Annotated in this window: 15 protein-coding genes; 8 read left to right on the top strand and 7 right to left on the bottom strand. The window is 68.1% G+C overall.

From position 1 onward, the window contains the following. The first annotated feature begins 47 nt into the window (after positions 1-47). Both OG474_RS42180 and OG474_RS42175 read left to right on the top strand, forming a co-directional pair. Complete coding sequence (locus OG474_RS42180; RefSeq protein ID WP_405059290.1) at positions 48-1,136, top strand: prolyl oligopeptidase family serine peptidase; 1,089 nt, start codon at positions 48-50, stop codon at positions 1,134-1,136. Positions 1,137-1,167: 31 nt separating this feature from the next. Next, positions 1,168-1,560: a MerR family transcriptional regulator gene (locus OG474_RS42175; protein ID WP_405059289.1), complete on the top strand. Its 393-nt coding sequence runs from the start codon at positions 1,168-1,170 to the stop codon at positions 1,558-1,560. A gap of 3 nt (positions 1,561-1,563) precedes the next feature. On the opposite strand, the gene OG474_RS42170 is transcribed toward OG474_RS42175, so the two are convergent. From OG474_RS42170 to OG474_RS42160, 3 genes are all read right to left on the bottom strand, one after another. After that, positions 1,564-2,511, bottom strand: coding sequence for an aldo/keto reductase (locus OG474_RS42170; RefSeq protein WP_405059288.1), 948 nt, complete (start codon positions 2,509-2,511; stop codon positions 1,564-1,566). A 63-nt stretch (positions 2,512-2,574) separates the two neighbouring features. Beyond that, a complete protein-coding gene (locus OG474_RS42165) occupies positions 2,575-3,525 on the bottom strand; it encodes a hypothetical protein (protein ID WP_405059287.1) in 951 nt (316 codons plus the stop codon). 918 nt (positions 3,526-4,443) lie between these two features. Next, a complete protein-coding gene (locus OG474_RS42160) occupies positions 4,444-4,893 on the bottom strand; it encodes an Lrp/AsnC family transcriptional regulator (RefSeq protein ID WP_405059286.1) in 450 nt (149 codons plus the stop codon). 158 nt (positions 4,894-5,051) lie between these two features. Between OG474_RS42160 and OG474_RS42155 the strand changes: the two genes are divergently transcribed. Next, positions 5,052-8,534, top strand: coding sequence for an indolepyruvate ferredoxin oxidoreductase family protein (locus OG474_RS42155; protein WP_405059285.1), 3,483 nt, complete (start codon positions 5,052-5,054; stop codon positions 8,532-8,534). Here OG474_RS42155 and OG474_RS42150 read toward each other — a convergent pair. From OG474_RS42150 to OG474_RS42140, 3 genes are read right to left on the bottom strand one after another with little or no spacing between them, the layout of a single operon-like run. Further along, positions 8,524-9,150, bottom strand: a complete 627-nt coding sequence (locus OG474_RS42150) for an SAM-dependent methyltransferase (RefSeq protein ID WP_405059284.1) — start codon at positions 9,148-9,150, stop codon at positions 8,524-8,526. The genes OG474_RS42155 and OG474_RS42150 overlap by 11 nt on opposite strands. Before the next feature lie 60 nt (positions 9,151-9,210). Beyond that, positions 9,211-10,032 (bottom strand): hypothetical protein, encoded by an 822-nt coding sequence (locus OG474_RS42145; protein WP_405059283.1) that lies wholly within the window; start codon positions 10,030-10,032, stop codon positions 9,211-9,213. Between the two features lie 9 nt (positions 10,033-10,041). Next, a complete protein-coding gene (locus OG474_RS42140) occupies positions 10,042-11,424 on the bottom strand; it encodes a hypothetical protein (protein ID WP_405059282.1) in 1,383 nt (460 codons plus the stop codon). A 172-nt stretch (positions 11,425-11,596) separates the two neighbouring features. On the opposite strand from OG474_RS42140, the gene OG474_RS42135 reads away from it, so the two are divergent. Next, positions 11,597-12,751: a hypothetical protein gene (locus tag OG474_RS42135; RefSeq protein ID WP_405059281.1), complete on the top strand. Its 1,155-nt coding sequence runs from the start codon at positions 11,597-11,599 to the stop codon at positions 12,749-12,751. Here OG474_RS42135 and OG474_RS42130 read toward each other — a convergent pair whose 3' ends face one another. Continuing rightward, a complete protein-coding gene (locus OG474_RS42130) occupies positions 12,752-13,708 on the bottom strand; it encodes a zinc-binding dehydrogenase (RefSeq protein WP_405059280.1) in 957 nt (318 codons plus the stop codon). Between the two features lie 77 nt (positions 13,709-13,785). On the opposite strand from OG474_RS42130, the gene OG474_RS42125 reads away from it, so the two are divergent. From OG474_RS42125 to OG474_RS42110, 4 genes are all read left to right on the top strand, one after another. Further along, positions 13,786-14,361: a TetR/AcrR family transcriptional regulator gene (locus tag OG474_RS42125; RefSeq protein WP_405059279.1), complete on the top strand. Its 576-nt coding sequence runs from the start codon at positions 13,786-13,788 to the stop codon at positions 14,359-14,361. Between the two features lie 84 nt (positions 14,362-14,445). Next, complete coding sequence (locus OG474_RS42120) at positions 14,446-15,720, top strand: protein kinase domain-containing protein (protein WP_405059278.1); 1,275 nt, start codon at positions 14,446-14,448, stop codon at positions 15,718-15,720. Positions 15,721-15,820: 100 nt separating this feature from the next. Further along, positions 15,821-18,538: a hypothetical protein gene (locus tag OG474_RS42115; protein WP_405059277.1), complete on the top strand. Its 2,718-nt coding sequence runs from the start codon at positions 15,821-15,823 to the stop codon at positions 18,536-18,538. A gap of 538 nt (positions 18,539-19,076) precedes the next feature. Beyond that, positions 19,077-20,651, top strand: coding sequence for a DUF222 domain-containing protein (locus OG474_RS42110; RefSeq protein WP_405059276.1), 1,575 nt, complete (start codon positions 19,077-19,079; stop codon positions 20,649-20,651). Positions 20,652-20,894: the final 243 nt, after the last annotated feature.

The raw sequence follows: 20,894 nt of genomic DNA, 5'->3' as shown, positions 1-20,894 counted from the left end.
TAAGTGGAGGGCGGGCCTCCAGTTAATGCCGTGAAGGAGACCGTGAAATGACTCTTGGGCGCAGAAGGACAGCGTTCGTTGCGATGGTGGTGGTGGCGGGCCTGATGCTGGCCGCTTGCTCGTCGGAGGAGACCGGAGCAGGTGGTGCGGCTCCGGCCGGTGGTGCGGCCGCCCTGATATTCGCCACGACCGTCAAGGCGAGCGATACGAGTACCAGCACGGTCATCGCGCCCACGGGTGCGCAGATCGTGCGCGGCAAGACCAACGTCACCGCCCACAACGACATCGTCTACTCGGCGCCGACGGTCAACGGACAGCAGACCGAACTCAAGCTCGACCTCCAGGTCCCCGAGACGGCGGGCCAGAAGCCGCTGGTCATCTACATCCCTGGTGGTGGGTTCGTCCTGTCCCAGAAGACGGCGAACCTCGATCAGCGCACCTACGTCGCTGAGCAGGGCTACGTGGTGGCGAGCATCGAGTACCGGACCATCGGCCAGGGAGCGACGTACAAGACGGGTCCTGCTGATGTGAAGTCCGCGGTGCGTTATCTCCGCGCGCACGCCGACGAGTACGGCATCGATGCCGGCGAGGTCGCGGTGTGGGGCCAGTCGGCCGGCGGCTACCTGGCGGCGATGACCGGAACCACCAATGGCGACAAGCAGTTCGACGTCGGCGACAACCTGGATCAGAGCAGCGACGTACAGGGTGTCGTGGACGAGTTCGGCGCGTCCGACCTCTCGAAGATCGCGGCGGACTTCGACCAGGCCGCGCAGGATGCGAACTACGCCCCGGGCAACTCGTTGGCCACCTGGGTCTACGGTGCGGGCACCAAGGAGTCCGTCAAGAACCCCTCGGCGGCGATCACCGCGTCCGACCCGATCGGCTACATCTCGAGCCGGACAGCCCCATTCCTGTCACTGCACGGTAGTGCGGACCGGTTGATCTCGCCGAGCCAGACGCTGCTGCTTCACAACGCCTTACGCAGCAAGGGGATCGAGAGCAGCCGCTATGTGTTGACCGGTGCAGATCACGGCGACCTGTCCTTCACCGGCGACACCGCGGCCGGCAAGCCCTGGGGCACCCAGGAAACCATGAATCACATCGTGGACTTCTTGGACAAGCAGTTGGCCGGCTGACGCGGTCGGACGACGTGGGAGAATCGACCCCATGACGCGGAACGGTCAGTACTCGCCCGGTGAGGCGGCGGAGGTCACCGGCCTCAGCCTGGACACGTTGCGGTACTACGAACGTGAGGCGCTGATCGGGCCGATCGAGCGCCGTCCTGGCGGCCGACGTGTCTTCCACGAGGGCGACATCGCCTGGATCGGCGTGGTCACCTGTCTGCGCGACGCCGGGCTGGGGATCGCCGACATTCAACGCTTCACGTCGCTGCTCCGGACCGCGGGCGACGCGGCGTCACGCGTGGAGTTCCTGCGTGAGCGCCGAGTCGCGCTGATCGAGCACATGGCCCGGATGGAAGCGGCCCTCGGCGTACTGGATGACAAGATCGCGCACTATGGCGCGCTCCAGCCCCAGACCGCCGAGTCCGCAAAGGCCTGACCGCTACCAGGCTTCGTCGAGTTTCGTCCGGAGCTCTGCGGGGAGTTCGAGGCGGGCGCCGGTGATCGAGGCGGTGAGCTGTTCCGTCCGGCTTGCGCCGACGATCGGGCGCACCGGGGGAGTCCCACCTGTCAGCCAGGCCACCACGACGCTGCTCCGGCTGACACCGAGCTCCGCCGCCACCTTGTCGAGCACCTCCAATCGCCGAGTCGTGCCCGGGTGGTCGAAGGCCTCCTCGATCGGGCGATCCGCACGTTCGTACGCTCCTGACATCAGCGGGCTGTAGGCCCAGAGATCCCAGTGCGGCTGGTTGTCGACGAAGTCCAGGACCTCGTCGGTGATCCACCCGAACCGGTGGTTGTGGATGTGATCGCGGACCAACGGCCGCGGCTGCAGGTACGAGTACCGCAACTGGAACGCGCTCGGCTCCGCCACCCCGGCAGCCGCGGCAAGCCCCCGGGCCCGCTCGACTCTCCAGAGGGCCCAGTTGGACAAGCCGATCTGGCCGATCGTGCCCGCGCCGTGATGCTTGCCGAAGGCAGCGACCGTCTCGTCCAGCGGTGTGCTCCGGTCGTCCCAGTGCGCCCAGTACAGGTCGATGTGGTCGATCCCGAGCCGGCGCAGCGAGGCCTCGAGCGCCGCATCGATCGCAGCCCCGCCAAGCCCTTCGGTGTGATCCGGAAAGCCGCCAGGGACGGTGGGCTCGCACCCGACCTTCGTGGCGATCCGCACGCGCTCGCGGACACCGGGCCGCTGTGCGAACCACCGCCCGAGCAGCTCTTCGCTCTGCCCCCCGAAGCCACTCTCCGACTGCCAGAACGAGTAACAGTTCGCCGTGTCGATCCACACGCCACCCTCGGCGACATACTGGTCGAGCAGCGCGAACGACGTCTTCTCATCGATCCTGCTCCCGAATTCCATCGCACCCAACGCAAGATTCAGTTCGCTCATGACGGCAGCGTTCCTCCTGGAGCGCACTCCAGGTCAAGCCCGCTCCAGGTCAGGCCCGCACCGTCAAGCCACTGCCGCGGCCTCGATGCGGTGCATGGCGGCGGAGAACGCGGGGACCCGCCTGAGGTCCGCCGTACCAGTGCTGTAGTCGGTCAGCTGGTGCCACTCGTTGTCCGCCACGTAGTACATGTGCGGGCTGACCGGGCCGGGCGATTCGCGGTAGAAGCAGGTCGCCAACCGCATCATCGCCAGCAAGGCATCAACCACCGTTGGATCCCGCATCACATGCACGAGCAGCATGTCTCGCGCGGGCATGGCGACCACGCAGCCGTACGGCGGGTTCTCGACGTGCAGGGATTCGCGCAGCACGGTGTCGAGGACCAGCGCCCGCGAGGCCGTGAACATGCTGCCGGTCAGCATCGCGATCTCGGCGCCCTGGAGCTGCACGTGCTCAACCTTGTCCTTGAGCCGACGAAGGTTCGCCAGGCCGATCCGGTTGATCTCGTGCCACGGAATCCCGATGCGGTCGAGGTCGAAGTGCATCGCAACAGCTCGTCCCGTGTACGTCGCCGGCGCGATGAGCAGACCCGGCACGAACTCCGGCACGCGCTCATGCCAGTCCGGGTTGATAGTGGACGCGTCGACCAGTCGAAGGTACAGCTCGTTCTCCAGATCCTCCGGAACCGTCGGCACACCGCCACCCGGGTCCATCTGATCGAAATGCGCCGACACCGCCGCCTGCCACCGCTGCCGCGGCAACCCACCGACCGTCCGGGCAAGATTCACCAGCCCCGCGACCATGCCGTCCTTCATCAGAACGCCCCCGTCGCCGACCGGCAGCAACGCACTCGAACCGTCGTACCGCATCGGGAACCCACGAGCCACCGTCGCATCCTCCGCCAGCCGGACCAGACGATCCACCTGCGTCATCGTCAACGGCTCCAGCACCGGATGAGGCCGGTCTGCGCCCTGCCTGCCGCCCACGCGGCCCTTGCTCTTCTTGCGTGTACTCATGCGAGCACCTCCTTGCCCAAAAACATATGGACTTTCACCCCCCGAAAACCGCCCGCCAAGCAATCTGTGGATAACTTCCGACGCCCTGCCAACCGCGAGGTAAGAGCGTTGGTCGGAAACTCCTGGGCGCCATGTGCCAATTGCGTTTGGCGACTGCTCTTTCCCAGAACGGTTCGGGGAGCGGGATCGCGGCGGCCGACGCGTGCGCGGTGGCTGAGGACTTCGCCTGGTCAGGAACCCCTCCGCCCCGAAGGTGCTCGTCCCGTCCGGCCGCTCGGATTCGGCCGGTGGGGTGGTCGGTGGCTGGTCGCCGCTGCGGCCGGTCTGACGGAGACGGGTGGCTGGGGTGGTCTTCGGCTGAGGGGGATGGTGCGGTCGGTGACCACGGTTGCGGTTGCTTGGGCTTCCGGGCTGTGGTTGCTCCCGACGATCGGGAGGCCTGTCAGGTGACCCGCCGCCGTGGTTGACCACTGGGGTTCGGGTCGGCTGCCAGCGTGTGAAATTTCACTGGATATCCGTTCAAATGGGCCCTTCTCTGCTCAAATATTGAGGGGAGAACCAGCAACTTGCAGGGAGATCCCCTCGTTTCCGGGACCGCAACCGAAGCCCGGAAGCTCAAACGACCGGCACGCGGTCACCGGCCTCGCCATCCCCCTCAGCCACAGACCACGCCCGCCTAGCGCTTCAGTAAATCGGCCGCCGCGGCGACCAGCCACCGGGTACGTGTCCGGCCTGTCCGGTGCGGCGCGAATCGGGGGCACACCAACCACCTTTGCGGGGATCTGCTGCCTCTGAGAGACAGTAGATCCCCGCAAAACACGCACTAGCCGCGACCAAACCACAGATTCGGTTAGGGTGCCGCGCTATCCGGTGGATTTTGGGTGCTCGGTGACGAAAATCCACCGGATAGTGCAGGGGTTAGCCGAGGCGGGTCCATTGTTCGAGGACTACGAGGGTTTTGGTGCCGGCGATGGCTCGGGCCGAGCGGAGGGAGCTGACGACTCGGCGGAGGTCTTCGACGCCTTCTACCTGGATGCGGACGAGGGCGTCGGGGTCGCCGGCGAGGGTGAGGACTTCCTTCACCTCGGGGATCTGGGCGACGAACTCCATGATCTGGGCGAGGTCGAGGTCGTCGGTGAAGTGCAGTTCGGTCATCGCCTCGATGCCGGTCGCGATCCGGCCGTGGTTGATCTGCACGGTGTACCGCTCGATCACCCCGAGCTTTTCCAGCCGGGCGATCCGGCGCTGCACCGGCGCGACGGTGAGGCCGACCGCGGTTGCTATCTCGCGCAGCGGCCGACGCGCGTTCTCCTGCAGCAGGTCGAGGATCGCGCGGTCGGTCTGGTCCAGTGTCGCTTGCTCGGGCACGCAACAAACACTACCTCGTACGGCGGATCTGTTGCCGTCCAGCAGGTCAGATCGTCGCACGGGTTGCGGATCGTCGCCAAACTCGACGGCGACTCTTGTGACGCCGCCCACCCAGACCGCAGGCTCTTGGGAACCGCCGCGGACCACCTGGAGAGCCGATGACGACCATCGCCCCCGCCGAGATCACAGTGGAGCGGCTCGCCGCACCGCCGTACGACCTCGCCGATCGTTTCCGGCCGTCCGGTCCGTCGACGCTGCTTACCGGCGTCCAGGCGATCGCACGGCTTCTCGTGGAGCACCGCGCCCTGGATCGGCGTCGCGGGCTGCGGACGGCGTCCTTCGTGTCGGGCTACCAGGGCAGTCCGCTCGGCGGCCTCGACAAGCTGCTCGCCGACCTGCAGAACGTGCTCGACGCGAACGACATCCGCTTCGTGCCCGGTCTGAACGAAGAGCTCGCCGCAACCTCGGTGTGGGGGAGTCAGATCGACCTACCCCGCGGCACCAGCACGCACGACGGCGTCACCGGCTTCTGGTACGGCAAGGGCCCCGGCGTGGACCGCGCCACCGATGCACTACGCCACGCCAACATGTACGGCGTCAATCCGCGTGGCGGTGCTGTTCTCCTGGTCGGCGACGATCCCGCGTCGAAGTCCTCGACCGTCCCGGCGGTGAGTGAGCGATCGCTTGCTGCGCTGGGGATTCCGGTCCTCTTCCCGCGCAACGCGGCCGAGATCGTGACGCTGGGCCTGCACGCGATCGAGATGTCGCGCGCGACGGGTTGCGTCGTCGCACTCAAGATCGTCGCGGATGTCGCCGACGGCGCCTGGGCGGTCGACGACGTCGCAGGCAGTATCGAGCCGGTCGTCCCCACGATCGAGTGGGACGGCAAGCCCTACACCTACGAGCAGCGTCCGATGGTTCTCCGCCCGGACGCCATCGTGCGCGCCGAAGCTGACCTGGTCGGCCCCCGGACCGAGCTGGTGCGCGCGTACGCCGCCGCGAACCACCTGGACGTTCTCGACATCGACCCGATCCAGGCCAGCGTCGGATTCGTCGCCTCGGGTAGCTGCTACGACTCGATGCGCCAGGCAATGACTGACCTCGGAGTGACCGAGGAAGCGCTCGCCCAGGCTGGAGTCCGGGTGCTGCGGCTCGGCCTGATGAGCCCGGTTGCCACCAGCACCATTCGCTCGTTCGCCGCGGGACTCGACCGCATCGTCGTGGTCGAGGACAAGACGTCGTTCGTGGAGACGCAGATCCGCGAGATCCTCTACGGTACGGCGAACGCGCCGCAGATCGTCGGCAAACGTGACACCGGCGGCCGTGCACTGATTCCCGCGGACGGCGAGCTCACCTCGGGCCGGTTGCTCGCCCCGATGCGGCACCTGCTGGCAGACCTGGTCACGATCACACCGCCTGCTCCGAAGCGGATCCCGCTCCCGCTGCTCTCGACCAGCCGCTCGGCCTACTTCTGCAGCGGCTGTCCGCACAACCGCTCCACCGCGCTGCCCGAGGGCTCGATGGGCGGCGGCGGGATCGGCTGCCACGCCATGGTCACCATCTCCGACCGCGAGGACAGCGCCGTCACCGGTGTCACCCAGATGGGCGGCGAGGGTGCGCAGTGGATCGGTCAGGCATGGTTCTCCGATGCCGGCCACATCTTCCAGAACGTCGGTGACGGTACGTTCTTCCACTCCGGGCAGCTCGCCGTACAGGCTTGTATCGCTGCCGGCGTGAACATCACCTACAAGGTGCTCTACAACGACGTGGTCGCGATGACCGGCGCTCAGGACGCCGAAGGCGCGCTCACCGTGCCGCAGTTGACGCACAAGCTCCGCACCGAGGGTGTGAAGCAGATCGTCGTCTGCGCCGACGAGCCAAGCCGGCACCGTCGCCGCGACCTTGCGCCCGGCACTCTGCTCTGGGACCGCGACCGCCTCGACGAGGCACAGCGGATGCTGCGTGAGGTTCCTGGCGTGACAGTGCTGATCTATGACCAGCACTGTGCCGCCGACGCCCGCCGTCAGCGCAAGCGCGGCAGCCTGCCGACCCGCACGCAGCGCGTGGTCATCAACGAGGCGGTCTGTGAGGGCTGCGGCGACTGTGGTGTGAAGAGCAACTGCCTGTCCGTACAGCCGGTCGACACGGAGTACGGTCGCAAGACCCGCATCGAGCAGACCTCCTGCAACACCGACTACAGCTGCCTCGACGGCGACTGCCCGTCGTTTGTGACGGTGGAAACGAAGAACACCAAGACCAAAGCGCGCAAGGCCTTCCCGACTCCGCCTGCGGCCGCGCCGAGCAGCGCGGAAGAGCGCGTCACCGGCACCCAGAACGTCTTCATGGCCGGCATCGGCGGCACGGGCATCGTCACGGTCAACCAGGTGCTCGCCACCGCGGCACTCAGAGCCGGGTACGCCGCTGAGTCGCTCGACCAGACGGGTCTGAGTCAGAAGGCCGGACCGGTCACCGGTCACCTGCGGTTCGCCGACGGCGACCTCGAACCGGCCAACCGGCTCACCCCCGGATCCGCGGACTGCCTCCTCGGCTTCGACCTGCTCACCCTCGCCGAGGACCGGAACGTTGCCTACGGCAACTCGGCTTCGACCCGGATCGTCGTCTCGACCAGCCGCACCGCGACCGGCGCGATGGTCTACGACCCAGCTGTCCAGCACCCGGACGAGGCAGGACTCCTGGAGCGCGTCCGCACGGCCGGCGCGGAGACCTTCGACTTCGACGCGCTCGAGGCTGCCGGCCGGATCTTCGGCAACACGATCGCAGCGAACTTCCTGCTCGTCGGCGCCGCCTACCAGACCGGCGCCCTCCGGCTGCCGGCCGCGGCCATCGAGGAAGCCATCAAGATCAACGGCACCGCGGTCGCTGCGAACGTCGCCGCGTTCCGCTGGGGCCGGGTGGCGGTCACCGACCCGGCCGCCTTCCGCGTCGCCGGAACGACTCCCGCGCAGGCCCGCACCCGCGTCGTACCGGCTTCAGTTGCGGCCGCCGGCCTGACAGGCGAAGTGCACCGGCTCGTCGCGCAGCGCGCTACTGATCTGGTCGGATACCAGAGCATGAAGCTCGCCAACTCGTACGTCGACTTTGTCGCTCGGATCGCGGCTGCCGAGCAGGCGGTCAGCACTGAGACCCGCTTCACCGAGGCGGTCGCTCGGAACCTGTTCAAGTTGACGGCGTACAAGGATGAGTACGAGGTCGCTCGGCTGCTCACGGACCCGGAGTTCCTCGGCAGCACCGGAGAGGCTTTCCCCGGCGGCACGGTCTCCTTCAAGCTGCACCCGCCGGTACTGCGCGCGATGGGCCGCACGAAGAAGATGTCCTTCGGCCCCAAGTCTCACGTGACACTGCGCGTACTGGCCCGCTTGAAGTCGCTGCGTGGCACCCGGGCCGACCTCTTCGGCTACGCCCACCTCCGCAAGGTCGAGCGCACCCTGCGCGACCACTACCGCACCATGGTCACCGAGCTGGCCGCCGGCCTGGACCAGGCGTCGTACGACCGCGCCGTGCAGCTCGCCGAGCTGCCCGACGTCGTCCGCGGCTACGAGTCCGTCAAGCTCCGCAACATCGACCGCTACACCGAAACCCTCCAGGCCCTCGGCGTCGAGCCGCCCCAACTCAGGTCGTGACCGCGCGACGGCGGGCCTTCAGCGTGCCGTCCTGGTAGTGCACCTCGTTGCCGTCGATCACCTTGACGCTGTCGTGCGCCGCGGAGGTCAGAATCTCCCAGTCGTCGCCGAGGCCGAGGTCGGCGGCGACCTCGGCAGGCGTCGGGAAATGTACGTCGGCATGGCCGTCGTGCCGGGCCTTGTCGGGGAACTCGAGGTGTCCTTCGACGAGCAGGATGCCTCCGGCAGCCACCGCCTGGGCTGCCTGCCGGAGGATCTGCTCGCGGGGCAGGTCGATCGTCGAGTGCAGGAACTGCGCGGACACCAGGTCGAAGGTGCCGGTCGGGAACGACTTGCCGAGCTCGTGGTGCTGCCACTCGATCTGCTCGTCGACACCGGCCTCCTTGGCGTGCTGCTCGGCCCGGCCGAGCGCGATCGGTGAGACGTCGACGGCCGTCACCTGCCAGCCCTGCTGGGCCAGCCAGATGGCGTCACCGCCTTCACCGGAGCCGAGGTCGAGCGCGCGCCCGGGAGTGAGACCGGCGACCTCGACCACCAGCGCGGCATTCGGCTTACCGCTCCAGATCCGCGTGCTCTCGGCGTACCGGGCGTCCCAATGCTCTTCTGCAGTCGTCATGTCACCAGCTTCCGTCCTGGCTGCGCGATCGACAAACTCCCTTGCCGTTCCAGCAAACGCTCAGGACCGGATGATGCCCTGGCTGCTGGTCCGGTTGCCGTCCCAGTCGCCGACCAGCGGCCGGTCGCCGGTGTCGCCGTACCGGATCTTCTCCGTGGTCTCGGTGGGATCGATCCCGCTCATCCGGAAGTAGAAGGTCGCGTTGGCCGGGTTGTAGAGGCCCGGTTCGTCCCGGCCGTCGCCGTTCCAGTCGCCGGTCAGCGGCTTCCAGTACGCGTCGCCGTACACGAAGGACCGGGTGCTGCCGTCGGCGAGCTTGAGGTCGAAGGCCGCGTCGGCGGCGCGGTAGACGCCGACATCGTCGACGCCGTCGCCGTTCCAGTCGCCGATCAACGGCATCCGGTACGGACCGCCGTACACGACCGTGGCCGTCGTGCCGTTGGCCGCGCGTTTGGTGAAGGTGCCGGTCGACGGGGTGTAGGTGCCGACCTCGTCGGTGCCGTCGCCGTCCCAGTCCCCGACGATCGGGCGGTCGCCGATGTTGCCGAAGGCAATGGTCACCTGGCCGACGCCGCCGTTGAAATTGTTCGTCAGGAAGAACTTGTGGTCGTCCGGGCTGTACGCGCCGGGCGTATCGCCGCCGACGCCGTCCCAGTTGCCGGCGAGCGGAAGCATCGGAGTGTTGCCATAGGCAAACGCTGGGATCGTTGCCGTGCCTGACGTCCGGCTGTTCGACAGATACCAGTTGTAGGTGCAGACGGCAGCCGGCGCGGCAACCTGCGTGGTGTCCTTCGAGAAGACATTCGGGACCGCGATCACTGCCGCGGCGACAGCGGCCGCGACGCCGCCGGTGATCAGCTGACTGAGGAGCTGGGTGCGCATCTCGTCCCCTTATGCGTCGAGCCGGTAGAGGGCCGCGGCCCCGGGTGCCAGGGTGGCGACGATCTTGGTCTTGTCGGCCTGGGCCGTGTAGCCGCGGGTCGCCGGATCGAAGACCGACACCTTCGTGACCGTTGTCTGGTTCAACGAAACGGTCGTGGTCGAGCTCGCCCCGGACTGCCGGTTGGCGATCAGCAACCAACGGGTCTTGGCGGCATCGGTCGGCCGGAACAGCCCCAGTACGGCGGGGCTCCCCGACGTACCGGTCATGTAGGAGTCCGCAGTGAAGCCGACCGTTCCTGGTGGCGGGGTGTGGTTCGCATGCAGCGCCCGCTCGGAGACCAGCGGCTTGAGCTCGACGCCGACCGGGCGGAGCCAACCCGTGTTGATCGCCTTCGCGGCGTCGTACAGAGGGGTGTGGGTGCCGTCGAGCGTCGTGATCGCGCGGCCGAAGTTCTCGCCGCGGGCGGGATCGGGCTGCCAGTAGGTGAAGTACTGGATGCCCTTGCACCCGTAGGCGAGGCTCGTGTTGATGTTCCACAGCAGCTCGGCCTGGGTCGGGAACCGGTGACCGGAGTACTCGACGCTCTGGACGAACACCCAGGACGGGATGTTCGCGAGCAGCGCCTCGGCGCGGATGATCGCCCAGTTCTCGAAGTAGTTCGGGTCCTCGCCGGAGGTCAGCAGCGGGTACCGGTCGTACGACAGCATCGGCGGCCGGCAGGTGGTGACGAAGCGGTGGACCATGTCCTTGTAGCCCTGGCCGGTGCCAGGCACGAGATTCGAGTACGGCGTGTACGTCGGCGCCTGCTCGCGAGCGATCGTGAACGCCTTGCCGAGCGAGTCGAGCTGCGACTCCGGCGGCTCGTCACCGAGGCTGAACCCGGCGAACGACTCGAACCCGCGGTACTGGTTCAGCGAGTTGGTCAGCAACGTCCGGGCGTCCGCGGTGGTGATCGACATCGGCACCGACCGGTTGTCGCTGATCGTGAACCGCCGCGCCATGTTCTGCACGTCGGGATCGCTCGAGACCAGCACCTTCAGACCGACCTGCTCGGCGATCGCCAGCGTGTGCCGGATGATCGCCTGATCGTCGACGTAGTTGCCCGTGATCACGAAGTTGAACCCCGCGTCCCGCATCTCGCCGTACCGCTCGACCGTCGTCTGGTACGGCGGCGGTGGCCAGAACACGCCGATCGGGAACTCGGACCCGCCGACCAGCGGCAGGTCCACACATGCGGCCGCGGGAGCAGCGGCCGAAGCGGGGACCGAAGCCGGGGCAGAACCGGTCAGGCGATGGGCAAGGGGAAGCGGCGCGGCGGCGAGCGCCCCGATGACGGCACCGCGAAGCACCGCCCGCCGGCCGACCCCGGTCTTGTGTTCGGGAATCATCATGCTCCTTCTCTCTGGTCACGACGCAGACCAGAACAACCGAAGCAGTGACGCCACGCAATCCTTGAAGCTCAGAACGTAATGAACACCTGCCGACCAGTTCCGGACACCCGATGCACATGGCCGGTGCAGGCCAGGGGCGATAGCCGGACGGGGGTTTCGATAGCGTGGGGAGATGCGAGCTGCTCGGCGTTGGGGAGTCTGTCTTGGTGTGGTGTTGCTGGTCAGCGCCGGATGTAGCGGCGGCGGCACCGAGCCGGCAGCAACACCGCCGGAGCCGCCGCGGCCGGCGGCGTGGGTGACGGAGTACTCGAGCCCGGTTGCGAGCTCGGCGATGAACTATCTCGCGGTCGCCAAGGACGCTGTCTGGGCGCTCGGCCAGGAGACCCCGGCCGGGTCCGAGGTCGACAAGGCGGTGCTGCTGCGGCTCACCGATGGCAAGTGGGTGCCGGCCGAGCCTCCGCGGGAGTACGCCGGCGCCCGGGACCTCGCCAACGTGAGTCTGGCGGCGTCGCCTGAGTCGCCGTTCGTCTGGCTCTTCGCCAAGGTCGCCGACAGGCCCCGTGCCTGGCGGTGGGACGGCAGCCAATGGCAGACCGCGCCTGCTGGGTTCAGCCCGGTACAGGTTCTGGCGCTGGGGCCGGACGACATCTGGGCGATCGATTCGGTTGGCCAGGTGGTGCGGCACTGGGACGGCCTGCAGTGGAAGGGGCAGACCGTCCAGGCTGTGGAGTTGTCGGCGGTCGCACCGGACAGCATCTGGGCGGCGGGCTACCTGCCGGGCAAGACCGGACTGTCGGAGCCCGCACTGTGGCATTTCGACGGGCAGACCTGGCAGCGGACGCCGACGCCGTCGTACGACTTTCCGGACCAGCCACGGGGAAACGAATCGGCGACTCTGGACAGTGTCGTGCCGGTGGCACCCGACCGTGCGTGGGCGTTCGGTCTGCACCACATCTTCACGGACCCGGGGGCCGATCGGGAGGACGAGAAGATCGTGCTGCAGTGGGACGGATCGCGCTGGACCAAGGCGTCGCAGACCCTGTACAGCTGGCCGGCCGGACCGGACGGTGCGGGCGGCATCATTCTGCCGGAGGCCGGCCTGCACCATCCGAAGGACGGCGCCGATCGGGTGATTCAGGCGCCGCCCCTGCTGCCGGGCGAGAGCGGCAAGGTTTCCGCGGCGGACAAGGCGCAGAAGCTGACTGCCCGGGAAGTGGTCTGGGACCCTGTCCGAAAGACGACCTGGGTCGTCGGTTACATCGGTACCGAGAACTCAACCGCGTTCTCGCGCGGCGTACTGCTGCGCTTCGATCCCGGCCACGTCTGATCAGGGGGTGAGGACGATCCGGCCGAAGACCTGGCCGGCGTCCATCTGCTCGTGAGCCTTGGCGGCTTCGTCGAGCGGGAGGATGTCGTGTACGACGGGGTGCAGTTCGCCGCGGGCCGCGGCGGCGAACTGGTCGCGGCGGACGAGTGCACGAGCCGGCCGGGAGATCGTGTCCAGGCTGAACGTTGCCAGGGACAACGACCGCTGGAACGACTGCATCAGGTGGCTGCTGAGGTCGGCCGGCGGCAGACCGGCGATCACACCCAGCAGGACCAGCCGGCCGTTGGGGGAGAGCCTCGGGATGAAGGCGGGCAGGTCGGGACCGGCGACCACATCGAGGATGACGTCGTACGTCGCTGGGCCGTCGCCGCTGCCTGAGCGATCGAGAACGTGGGTCGCGCCCAGCTCGCGGAGTCGGAGGCCGCGCTCGGGGGAGGAGGTGGTCACGGCGATCGCCTCGCTCCCCGCCTGGGCCGCGAGCTGGACGGCCAGCAGGCCGATGCTGCCCGCCGCGCCTCGGATCAGCACGGATTCGCCGGGCGTGAAATGGGCGTGCCGCAAGGCGAAGTGGGCGACGGATCCTGAGTTGCCGAGAGCGACGGCGGCCTCGTTCGTCAGCCCGGCGGGGATCCGTTCCAGGTCGGCCACGGCCGCGACGGCCTGTTCGACGTACCCGCCGCCGGTGCCAGTGAAGGCCCAGACGCGTTCCCCGATCCAGGACGGATCGACCTCGGCGCCGACGCCGGTCACGGTCCCGGCGACCTCCGAGCCGAGGATGTGACCGGGGCTGAAGCCGTACCCGCCGAGCGTGCCGCGGCGGATGACGGCGTCGACGCCGCCCACTCCGGTCGCCTCGACCGCGATCGCCACCTGACCCGGGCCGGGCTCGGGGGCCGGTACGTCGACGACCGCCATACCGTCCGGGGTTCCGAAGGTCTGAACCACAACCGCCTTCACAACTACTCCTTCAAGTCGAGTGTGCCTGTGTTTCGAACGTAACGGACGCCTGCGTCCGGTTAGGTAGAGTGAGAGAGATGAGCGTCGAACTGTCTCGTTCCCTGCGTGCCGATGCCGCCGACAACCGCGAGCGGATCGTCGCGGCGGCGTACGAACTGTTCGCGACCGAGGGCCTGACGGTCACGATGCGTGAGATCGCCCGGCATGCCGGAGTCGGTCCGGCGACGCTCTACCGGCACTTCCCGACCAAGCAGGACCTCGCGGTCGAGGCCTTCGCCGAGCAGGTCCGGAGCTGTCACACGATCGTCGACGACGGTCTGGCCGAGCCCGATCCGTGGACCGGGTTCCGCCGGGTGATCGAGCGGATCTGCGAGGCGAACGCGCGCAGCCGCGGCTTCACCGAGGCGTTCCTCGCGACCTATCCGGACCTCGCAGACCTGCGGACACACCGCGAGTACACGCTGGGCGTCGTCGCCGAGCTCGCCCAGCGCGCCAAGAAGAGCGGGCAGCTGCGCGCGGACTTCACGCTCGACGATCTGACCCTGATGCTCTCGGCCCACCGCGGTATCCCCGGCAGATCGCCGCAGGCCCGTCGTACGGCGTCACGTCGTTTCGCCGCGCTCACGATCGAGGCCTTCAGCGCCCGATCGTGAGGTTTTTGGTCGCTCCGGGTAACCTCGACCCTCGGTGCCCGAGCGAGCGGGTTGCCGCGTCGACGGGGTGGGTACGAGGAACGGATGCTGATCGCAGGGCGGTACCGGCTGGGCGAGTCGCTCGGCCGTGGTGGCATGGGCGAGGTGCATCGCGCGACCGACGAGGCACTCGGCCGAGTGGTCGCGGTGAAGACGATGCTCCGGTCGAGCGCGGACCCGTCGGCGGCCGAGCGCTTCCGGCGTGAGGCGCGGGCGGCCGCGCGGCTGAGCGATCCGCACATCGTGGCGGTCTACGACTTCGGTCAGTACGACGACTCGTTCTATCTGGTGATGGAGCTGGTCGAGGGACGTTCGGTGGCCGGTGAGCTGGCCGAGAGCGGTCCGGTGCCGTGGGATCGGGCGATCGGAATCGTCAAGCAGGCCGCGGCCGGGCTGATGGCTGCCCATGCCGAGGACGTCGTGCATCGCGACATCAAGCCCAGCAACCTGATGGTCGCCACGGACGGGACCGTCAAGCTGGCGGACTTCGGCATCGCGCAGATGTCCGGCTCGGAGGCCAGTGAGCTGACGGTCACCGGTCAGATCCTGGGCAGCCCTTACTACCTGTCACCCGAGCGTGCGCAGGGTAGGCAGGCCGGTCCCGAGGCCGACATCTACGCACTCGGATGTGTCCTGTACGAGCTGGTCACCGGCCGGCCGCCGTTCACGGGCGACCATCCGACGGCTGTGCTCTACCAGCACGTCGATACCGAGCCGGTTCCGCCGAGTCAGCTGCGCGCCGAGCTCGCCGGGCCGCTCGAGCCCCTGCTGCTGCAGATGCTCGCCAAGGACCCAGCGGAACGCCCGACGGCCGCGCAACTCGCTACCGGTAGCTGGACGCCGGCCCCGGTGGTCGTTACCCAGCCGATGACGACGCCCGCTCCTGCGGTGCCGGCGACGACGGGGCCGGCGACGAGGGGGCCGACTTCGCCGCGATCGACGACGACCTGGCTGATCGCCGCTGCGAGCGTGCTGGTCATCGTCGGCGCGATCACGACTGCCATCCTGCTGCAGAACCGGGGCGACGACCTGCCGCCGACCGTCGACATCGGCCCACGTCCGAGCACGAGTGTCAGTACGTCGAACACTCCGCCGCCGACGGTGCCTACTCAGGACAGCCAGCCGACCCCGCCGCCTTCGACGACGCCGTCAGCGACCCCGACGCCAACACCCACGCCGACCCCCACCCCAACGCCGACGCCGACCCCGACTCCGCGTCCCACGCCGACCCCCACGCCGACGCCGACGCCGACCCCCACACCCACGCCGACGCCGACGCCCTCGGACACCCCGACCCCGTCGGACACCCCAACGCCGTAGCCGCCGGGTTGCGGGTTGCAGGTTGCTGCCACCTCGCGCCGGATCCACGTGATCTGCTGCAGAGTTCCCGTGGCGTCTGTCATCTGGCGAAGGGAACGCTATGCGGCTGCTCCGGTGTACCGGACTGGTGATCGTCCTGCTCGCGGGGCCCCTGTTGGCTCCCACCGCTCACGCCGCATCTCCAGGCCCAGCGGTTGTCCAAGGAGAGAACTGGCAGATTCGCCCCGTCGACGGCGGCTATCAGGTGACGCTGCTGCTCGACAAACCGCTGCCGGTCCGGGACGCGTTGCCCATGCTCGCCGTCGACGGCGTACCGGTCGGTGTGGCCCGGCAGTCGCCGGACGGCCGCACACTCTCCCTGCTCAGCACCGACAAGACCGTGCTCGACGCGCGTAAGGTCGAGCTGCTCTGGCCGGGGCAGGCGACCGCGCGGCAGCACAAGATCGCTGGCGAGAACACCGACGAGGACTGGGCGAACGCGCCGCAAGGCCCACCGTTGCCCGTCGATCCCGGCGCGGCAGGCAAGTACGCGGTCCGCACCGCGGAGTACAACCTCGGCGATGAGGCCGTCTACCTGCCCGGGCTGGAGCGCAGGGCCGAGGTGATCGGTAAGGTCTACGCACCGCAAGGCGCGCCGGGTGCGCGGCCGCTCGTCATCTTCCTGCACGGCCGGCACGAGGTCTGCTATGGCGGGACCCGGATCCTGGGCATCAAAGCCTGGCCGTGCGCCGCCGATGAGAAGCCGATTCCGAGCTACCGCGGGTACGACGGGCCGGCCCAGGCGCTCGCGAGCCACGGATACCAGGTCGTGTCGATCAGCGCCAATGCCGTGAACGCGAGTGACGCCAGGGCTTTCGACTACGGCGCCCAGGCGCGCGCCGAGCTGATCCTGCATCATCTGGATCTGTGGAAGACCTGGTCGACGGTGGGCGGTGGACCCTTCGGCCGCCAGTACGTCGGCAAGGTCGACCTGAACAATGTCGGCCTGATGGGTCACTCGCGCGGTGGTGAGGGCGTCGCTCGGGCGGCAGTTCTGAACGCGGATCGCGGCGGCCAGTACGGCATCCGCGCGGTCCTGCCGCTCGCGCCGACCGACTTCGCGCGGGCGACCGTCCCCGGCGTCGCGATGAGTGTGATCCTCCCGTACTGCGACGGCGATGTCGCCGACCTGCAAGGCCAGAAGTTCTTCGACGACACACGCAATTCGATCACCGGCGACGCAGCGCCGCGATCGACCGTCACGATCCTGGGAACCAACCACAACTTCTTCAACACCGAATGGACACCAGGCCAGTCGGAGGCGCCGTCCAATGACGACTGGTCCGACACCAGCCCCGGGCCTTGTAACCCGCAGTCGCCGAGCCGGTTGACCGCGATCGAGCAGCAGGCGGCCGGAACGGCGTACGTGGCAGGGTTCTTCCGGTTGCAACTCGGCCACGAGACGTCACTGCTCCCGTTGCTCGACGGCACCAACAGCCACCCGAAGTCGGCCGGCAAGGCCATCGTCCGGGTCGTCTCGCAGGCCCCGGCGGCGACGCGTCAGGACGTGCAGCCCTTCGACCAGGCGCTACCGGCGGGTGCCGTCACAGGCCCGGCCAGCGCGACGGTGTGCGCCGGTACGCAGCAGACCGAGGCGCTCGCCGCCTGCGTGACAACCGACGAACCGTCGAACTCGCCGCACTGGGTTGCCGCGGCGTTCGCAACGCAGGCACAGACGACGGCCGTCACCAAGCTGACCTGGACGGGCCGGACCGGCGTCGTACGGATCGACGTCCCTGCGCCCCAACGAGACGTGCGCAAGTACGCCGCCCTCTCCTTCCGCGCGACTCCGGATCCGGCCGGTGCGCCGAAGACCGACCTCACCGTCCGGGTGGTCGACGGCCGGGGCCGGTCGGCGTCGGTGCCGGTCTCCGCGGTCAGTGACGCATTGCTGCGGATGCCGGGTTCGCCTGGCGCCGGTCTGCCCAAGAACCTCCTGCGCACGGTCCGGATCCCGACCGCGTCGTTGACTGCAGTCGACCTTCGGGACATCCGTGCGATCGAGCTGCGGACCGACCTGGTCGACTCCGGCACTGTGTTCATCTCCGACCTGGCGTTCGCTACTCCGAGCCTCGGCAAGTCCGGGCCGGCCAACTTGCCCAAGCTGTCGGCGGCGAGCGTCAAAGGCGCCGTCCAGGAAGGCGATGCGGGCACCCAGACCTTCGATGTGGCGGTGCAGCTGTCTCGTCCGAGCATCCGTCCAGTGACGGTGCACGCCGAGTCGATCGGCCAAATAGTGAAGACAGCCGCCGACCTGACGTTCACTCCCGGCCAGACCCGCAAGAACCTGCAGTTGACAGTCACCGGCAACCCCAGAGACGGCTTCGACAAGTCCTACGTCAGCATCGTCCTCTCGGCGCCCAAGGAAGCCCAGCTGGGCGACTCGTTCGGCAACGTCAAAGTCCTCGACGACGACCCGACCCCTGTGCTGACGATCGGCTCCGCCACCGCCACCGAGAACGCGGGCACCCTGAGCTTCCCCCTCACCCTCTCCGCCCCGAGCGACATCTTCGCCTACACCTCCGGCCTCCTGGTAGACGGCACCGCGACCCTCCGCCAGGACTACGCCGTACCGGGCGATACCGGGACCAACCCACCGGACCGCTTCGTCTACGGCTTCGTAGCCCCAGGCCAAACCACCGGCGAGCTCCAACTCAACCTGGTGGACGACAAAACCCCGGAACCCACCGAATCCTTCACGCTCAACCTGACCGAGGTAGTAGGCGCCACCCTCAACCAGCCAACCCCGCTGACCGGCACCATCACCGACGACGACTAGCCCCGTGAAAGGCCGAGACCAGCGGCCGGCCTCTCTTTTGCACCGCAACCAAAGCCCACTAGCCCAGGTCACGTTCACCGCCGGCCGCCGGCCTCGCTATCTACCTCAGCCACTGCGGCGGCCAGCCATGCTGTCTTTCAGATCGGCCGGTCGCGGCGAGCAACCGCAGCGCACGTCCCCGGCCGAGTCCTTTCGGCCTGCACCCGGCGTCCCGGCCGCCGGAGGCGGTCGACTGAAGCGCACGGCGAGGTGTGCGGATGGTTGAGGGGGTTGGCGAGCCCGGCGACCGCGCTCTCCGTTTGTCTGGGGCCGACGGGCTGCGACTGGGGTGCGTGAAGTGGCGGCTAGCCCGGGAACTCTTCGGCGCCATGTGACGAAAAGTTTCCGATCAACACGGCCACGGGCACCTGAAATTGGTTGAGGTCAGGTGTGGGCAAGTTGAGCACACAATCAGCCCACAACAGAGCCCACACATTCCTTTGTGTATAAGGGGTTCTGGGCTCGGAAACTGTCGGTGGACCTGTCTATGCTTTGGGGTATGGAGATCTTGGCGATGCCACCGGTGTACATGCAGAGCGGCGGTGAACTGCTGTCCAATCTGGACACCCTGCACGCCATCTCCGCCCTGGTCGACACCCTGAAACTGCGAATCATGGGCCGCCTCGACGACATCGGCACCGCCCAAGAACTCGGCGCCCGCGACACCACTGAACTCCTCGCCCAGCGCTACCAACTCGTCCCCACCGACGTCCGCGAAGACCTCACCTTCGCAGCAGCCCTGCCCAAATACACTGCCGTCACCGACGCCCTACCCAACCCCGCCCACCCGACGGCCGACCCAGCCGACCCAGCCGACCCGTCGGACGCGGAGGACGCGGCGGTTCTGACACCCGGCCAGGCCAAAGTCATCGTGTCAACACTGGAGAAAGCGCCCGCCACGGTGCCGGTCGAGGTCCTCGACGTCGCCGAACGCCAAATGATCCAGGCCGCCCGGCACACCAACACCCGCGAACTCGCCAAATTCGGCCGCGACGTCCTCGCCCGCCTGGACTCCGACGGCCCAGAACCCGCCGAAGACCAGGCCCACACCCAACGGTCACTACGGCTGCGAGACGTCGACGGCGGGGTGAAGATCACCGGGTTCCTGCCTGGTGCCACCGGCGAACAGTTCAAGACCCAGATCCACACCCTGTCCAAGCCGCACAAGACAATCGACGGGGAACGCGACCCCCGCACCCAGCAACAGCGCCAAGCCGACGCGCTGACGGTCATCATGGACGCCGCCGCCGGCAACCCCGACTACCCCGGTGTGCCGCATCTGACCGTCACGATCGACTTCAACGACCTGAAGAACGCTCTTGCCGCCATCCCAGACGCCTTCAACAGCGCCGCAGCCGGTGCGATTGGTGGATCGGGTGGGATGGGTGAGTTGGTGTTCGGTGGGAACCTGTCCGCGGGTGCCGTCCGTTTGCTGGCCTGTGATGCGGCGATCCTGCCGATCGTGCTGGGTGGGGATTCGCAGCCGCTGGATGTCGGTACTGAGCAACGGTTCGTGAACCGGTATATCCGGCGGGCTTTGAACAAACGCGACAAGGGCTGCGTGGTGTGTAAGGCACCGCCGTGGATGTGTCATGCCCATCACGTGATCCATTGGGTCGATGGAGGACCGACCAGTCTGCAGAATCTTGCCTTGGTGTGTTCTGCGCACCACCGGGCGGTTCATAAGAACCAATGGACCATCACCATCACCGGCGGCGTCGTCCACGTCGGTCGCCCATCCTGGGCGGATCCACCACCGCCAGACCCGGTCGCGCTTGCTGCCATGGCCGCGTGGGTCACCCCTGCCCACACGACCGACGCCACCGCTAGTGCCAGCGGCCGCACCGGTGGGGCAAGCACGGCTACTGCCAGCACGAGCAGCCTAGGCGGGGCCGATGCTCGCGTGGACGGCGTCAGCAGAGCTCACGCCGACGACGCTGGTACCGGTTCGACCAGTGCGAGCCGAGCTCGTGCCGACGAGGGCGGCGCCACCAGGGCTCGTGTCGACGCGGGCAATGTCAGTGGGCTTCGTGACCCCTGGGGTACCAACGCCACCCCAGCAGCCAGACCGTAGGCCAACGACTGCTGGTGGCTCGCGGCCCGACCGCCACCACCCACCCCGAAACGGCAACCGGCGCTCGTGAATCACCAACCACAGCGCCGGATCAGCCACGCGCCAGCGTGATCCCGAACAGGTTCACGTCGTGGCGTGGGGCGCCCGGCGTCGGCGGCGGAGTAGCGGCCGAGCTACTGGAGTTTGAAGTGTGGTCCGGGCCGGGCGTCCCTCAGTTCGGTCAACGACGACGGTAAGTGGAAC

This window comes from Kribbella sp. NBC_01505, assembly GCF_045040285.1.
In the GTDB taxonomy this organism is placed as follows: domain Bacteria; phylum Actinomycetota; class Actinomycetes; order Propionibacteriales; family Kribbellaceae; genus Kribbella.
The sequence above is the reverse complement of the archived record's forward strand: the minus strand, read 5'-3'. Positions and strand labels throughout refer to the sequence as shown.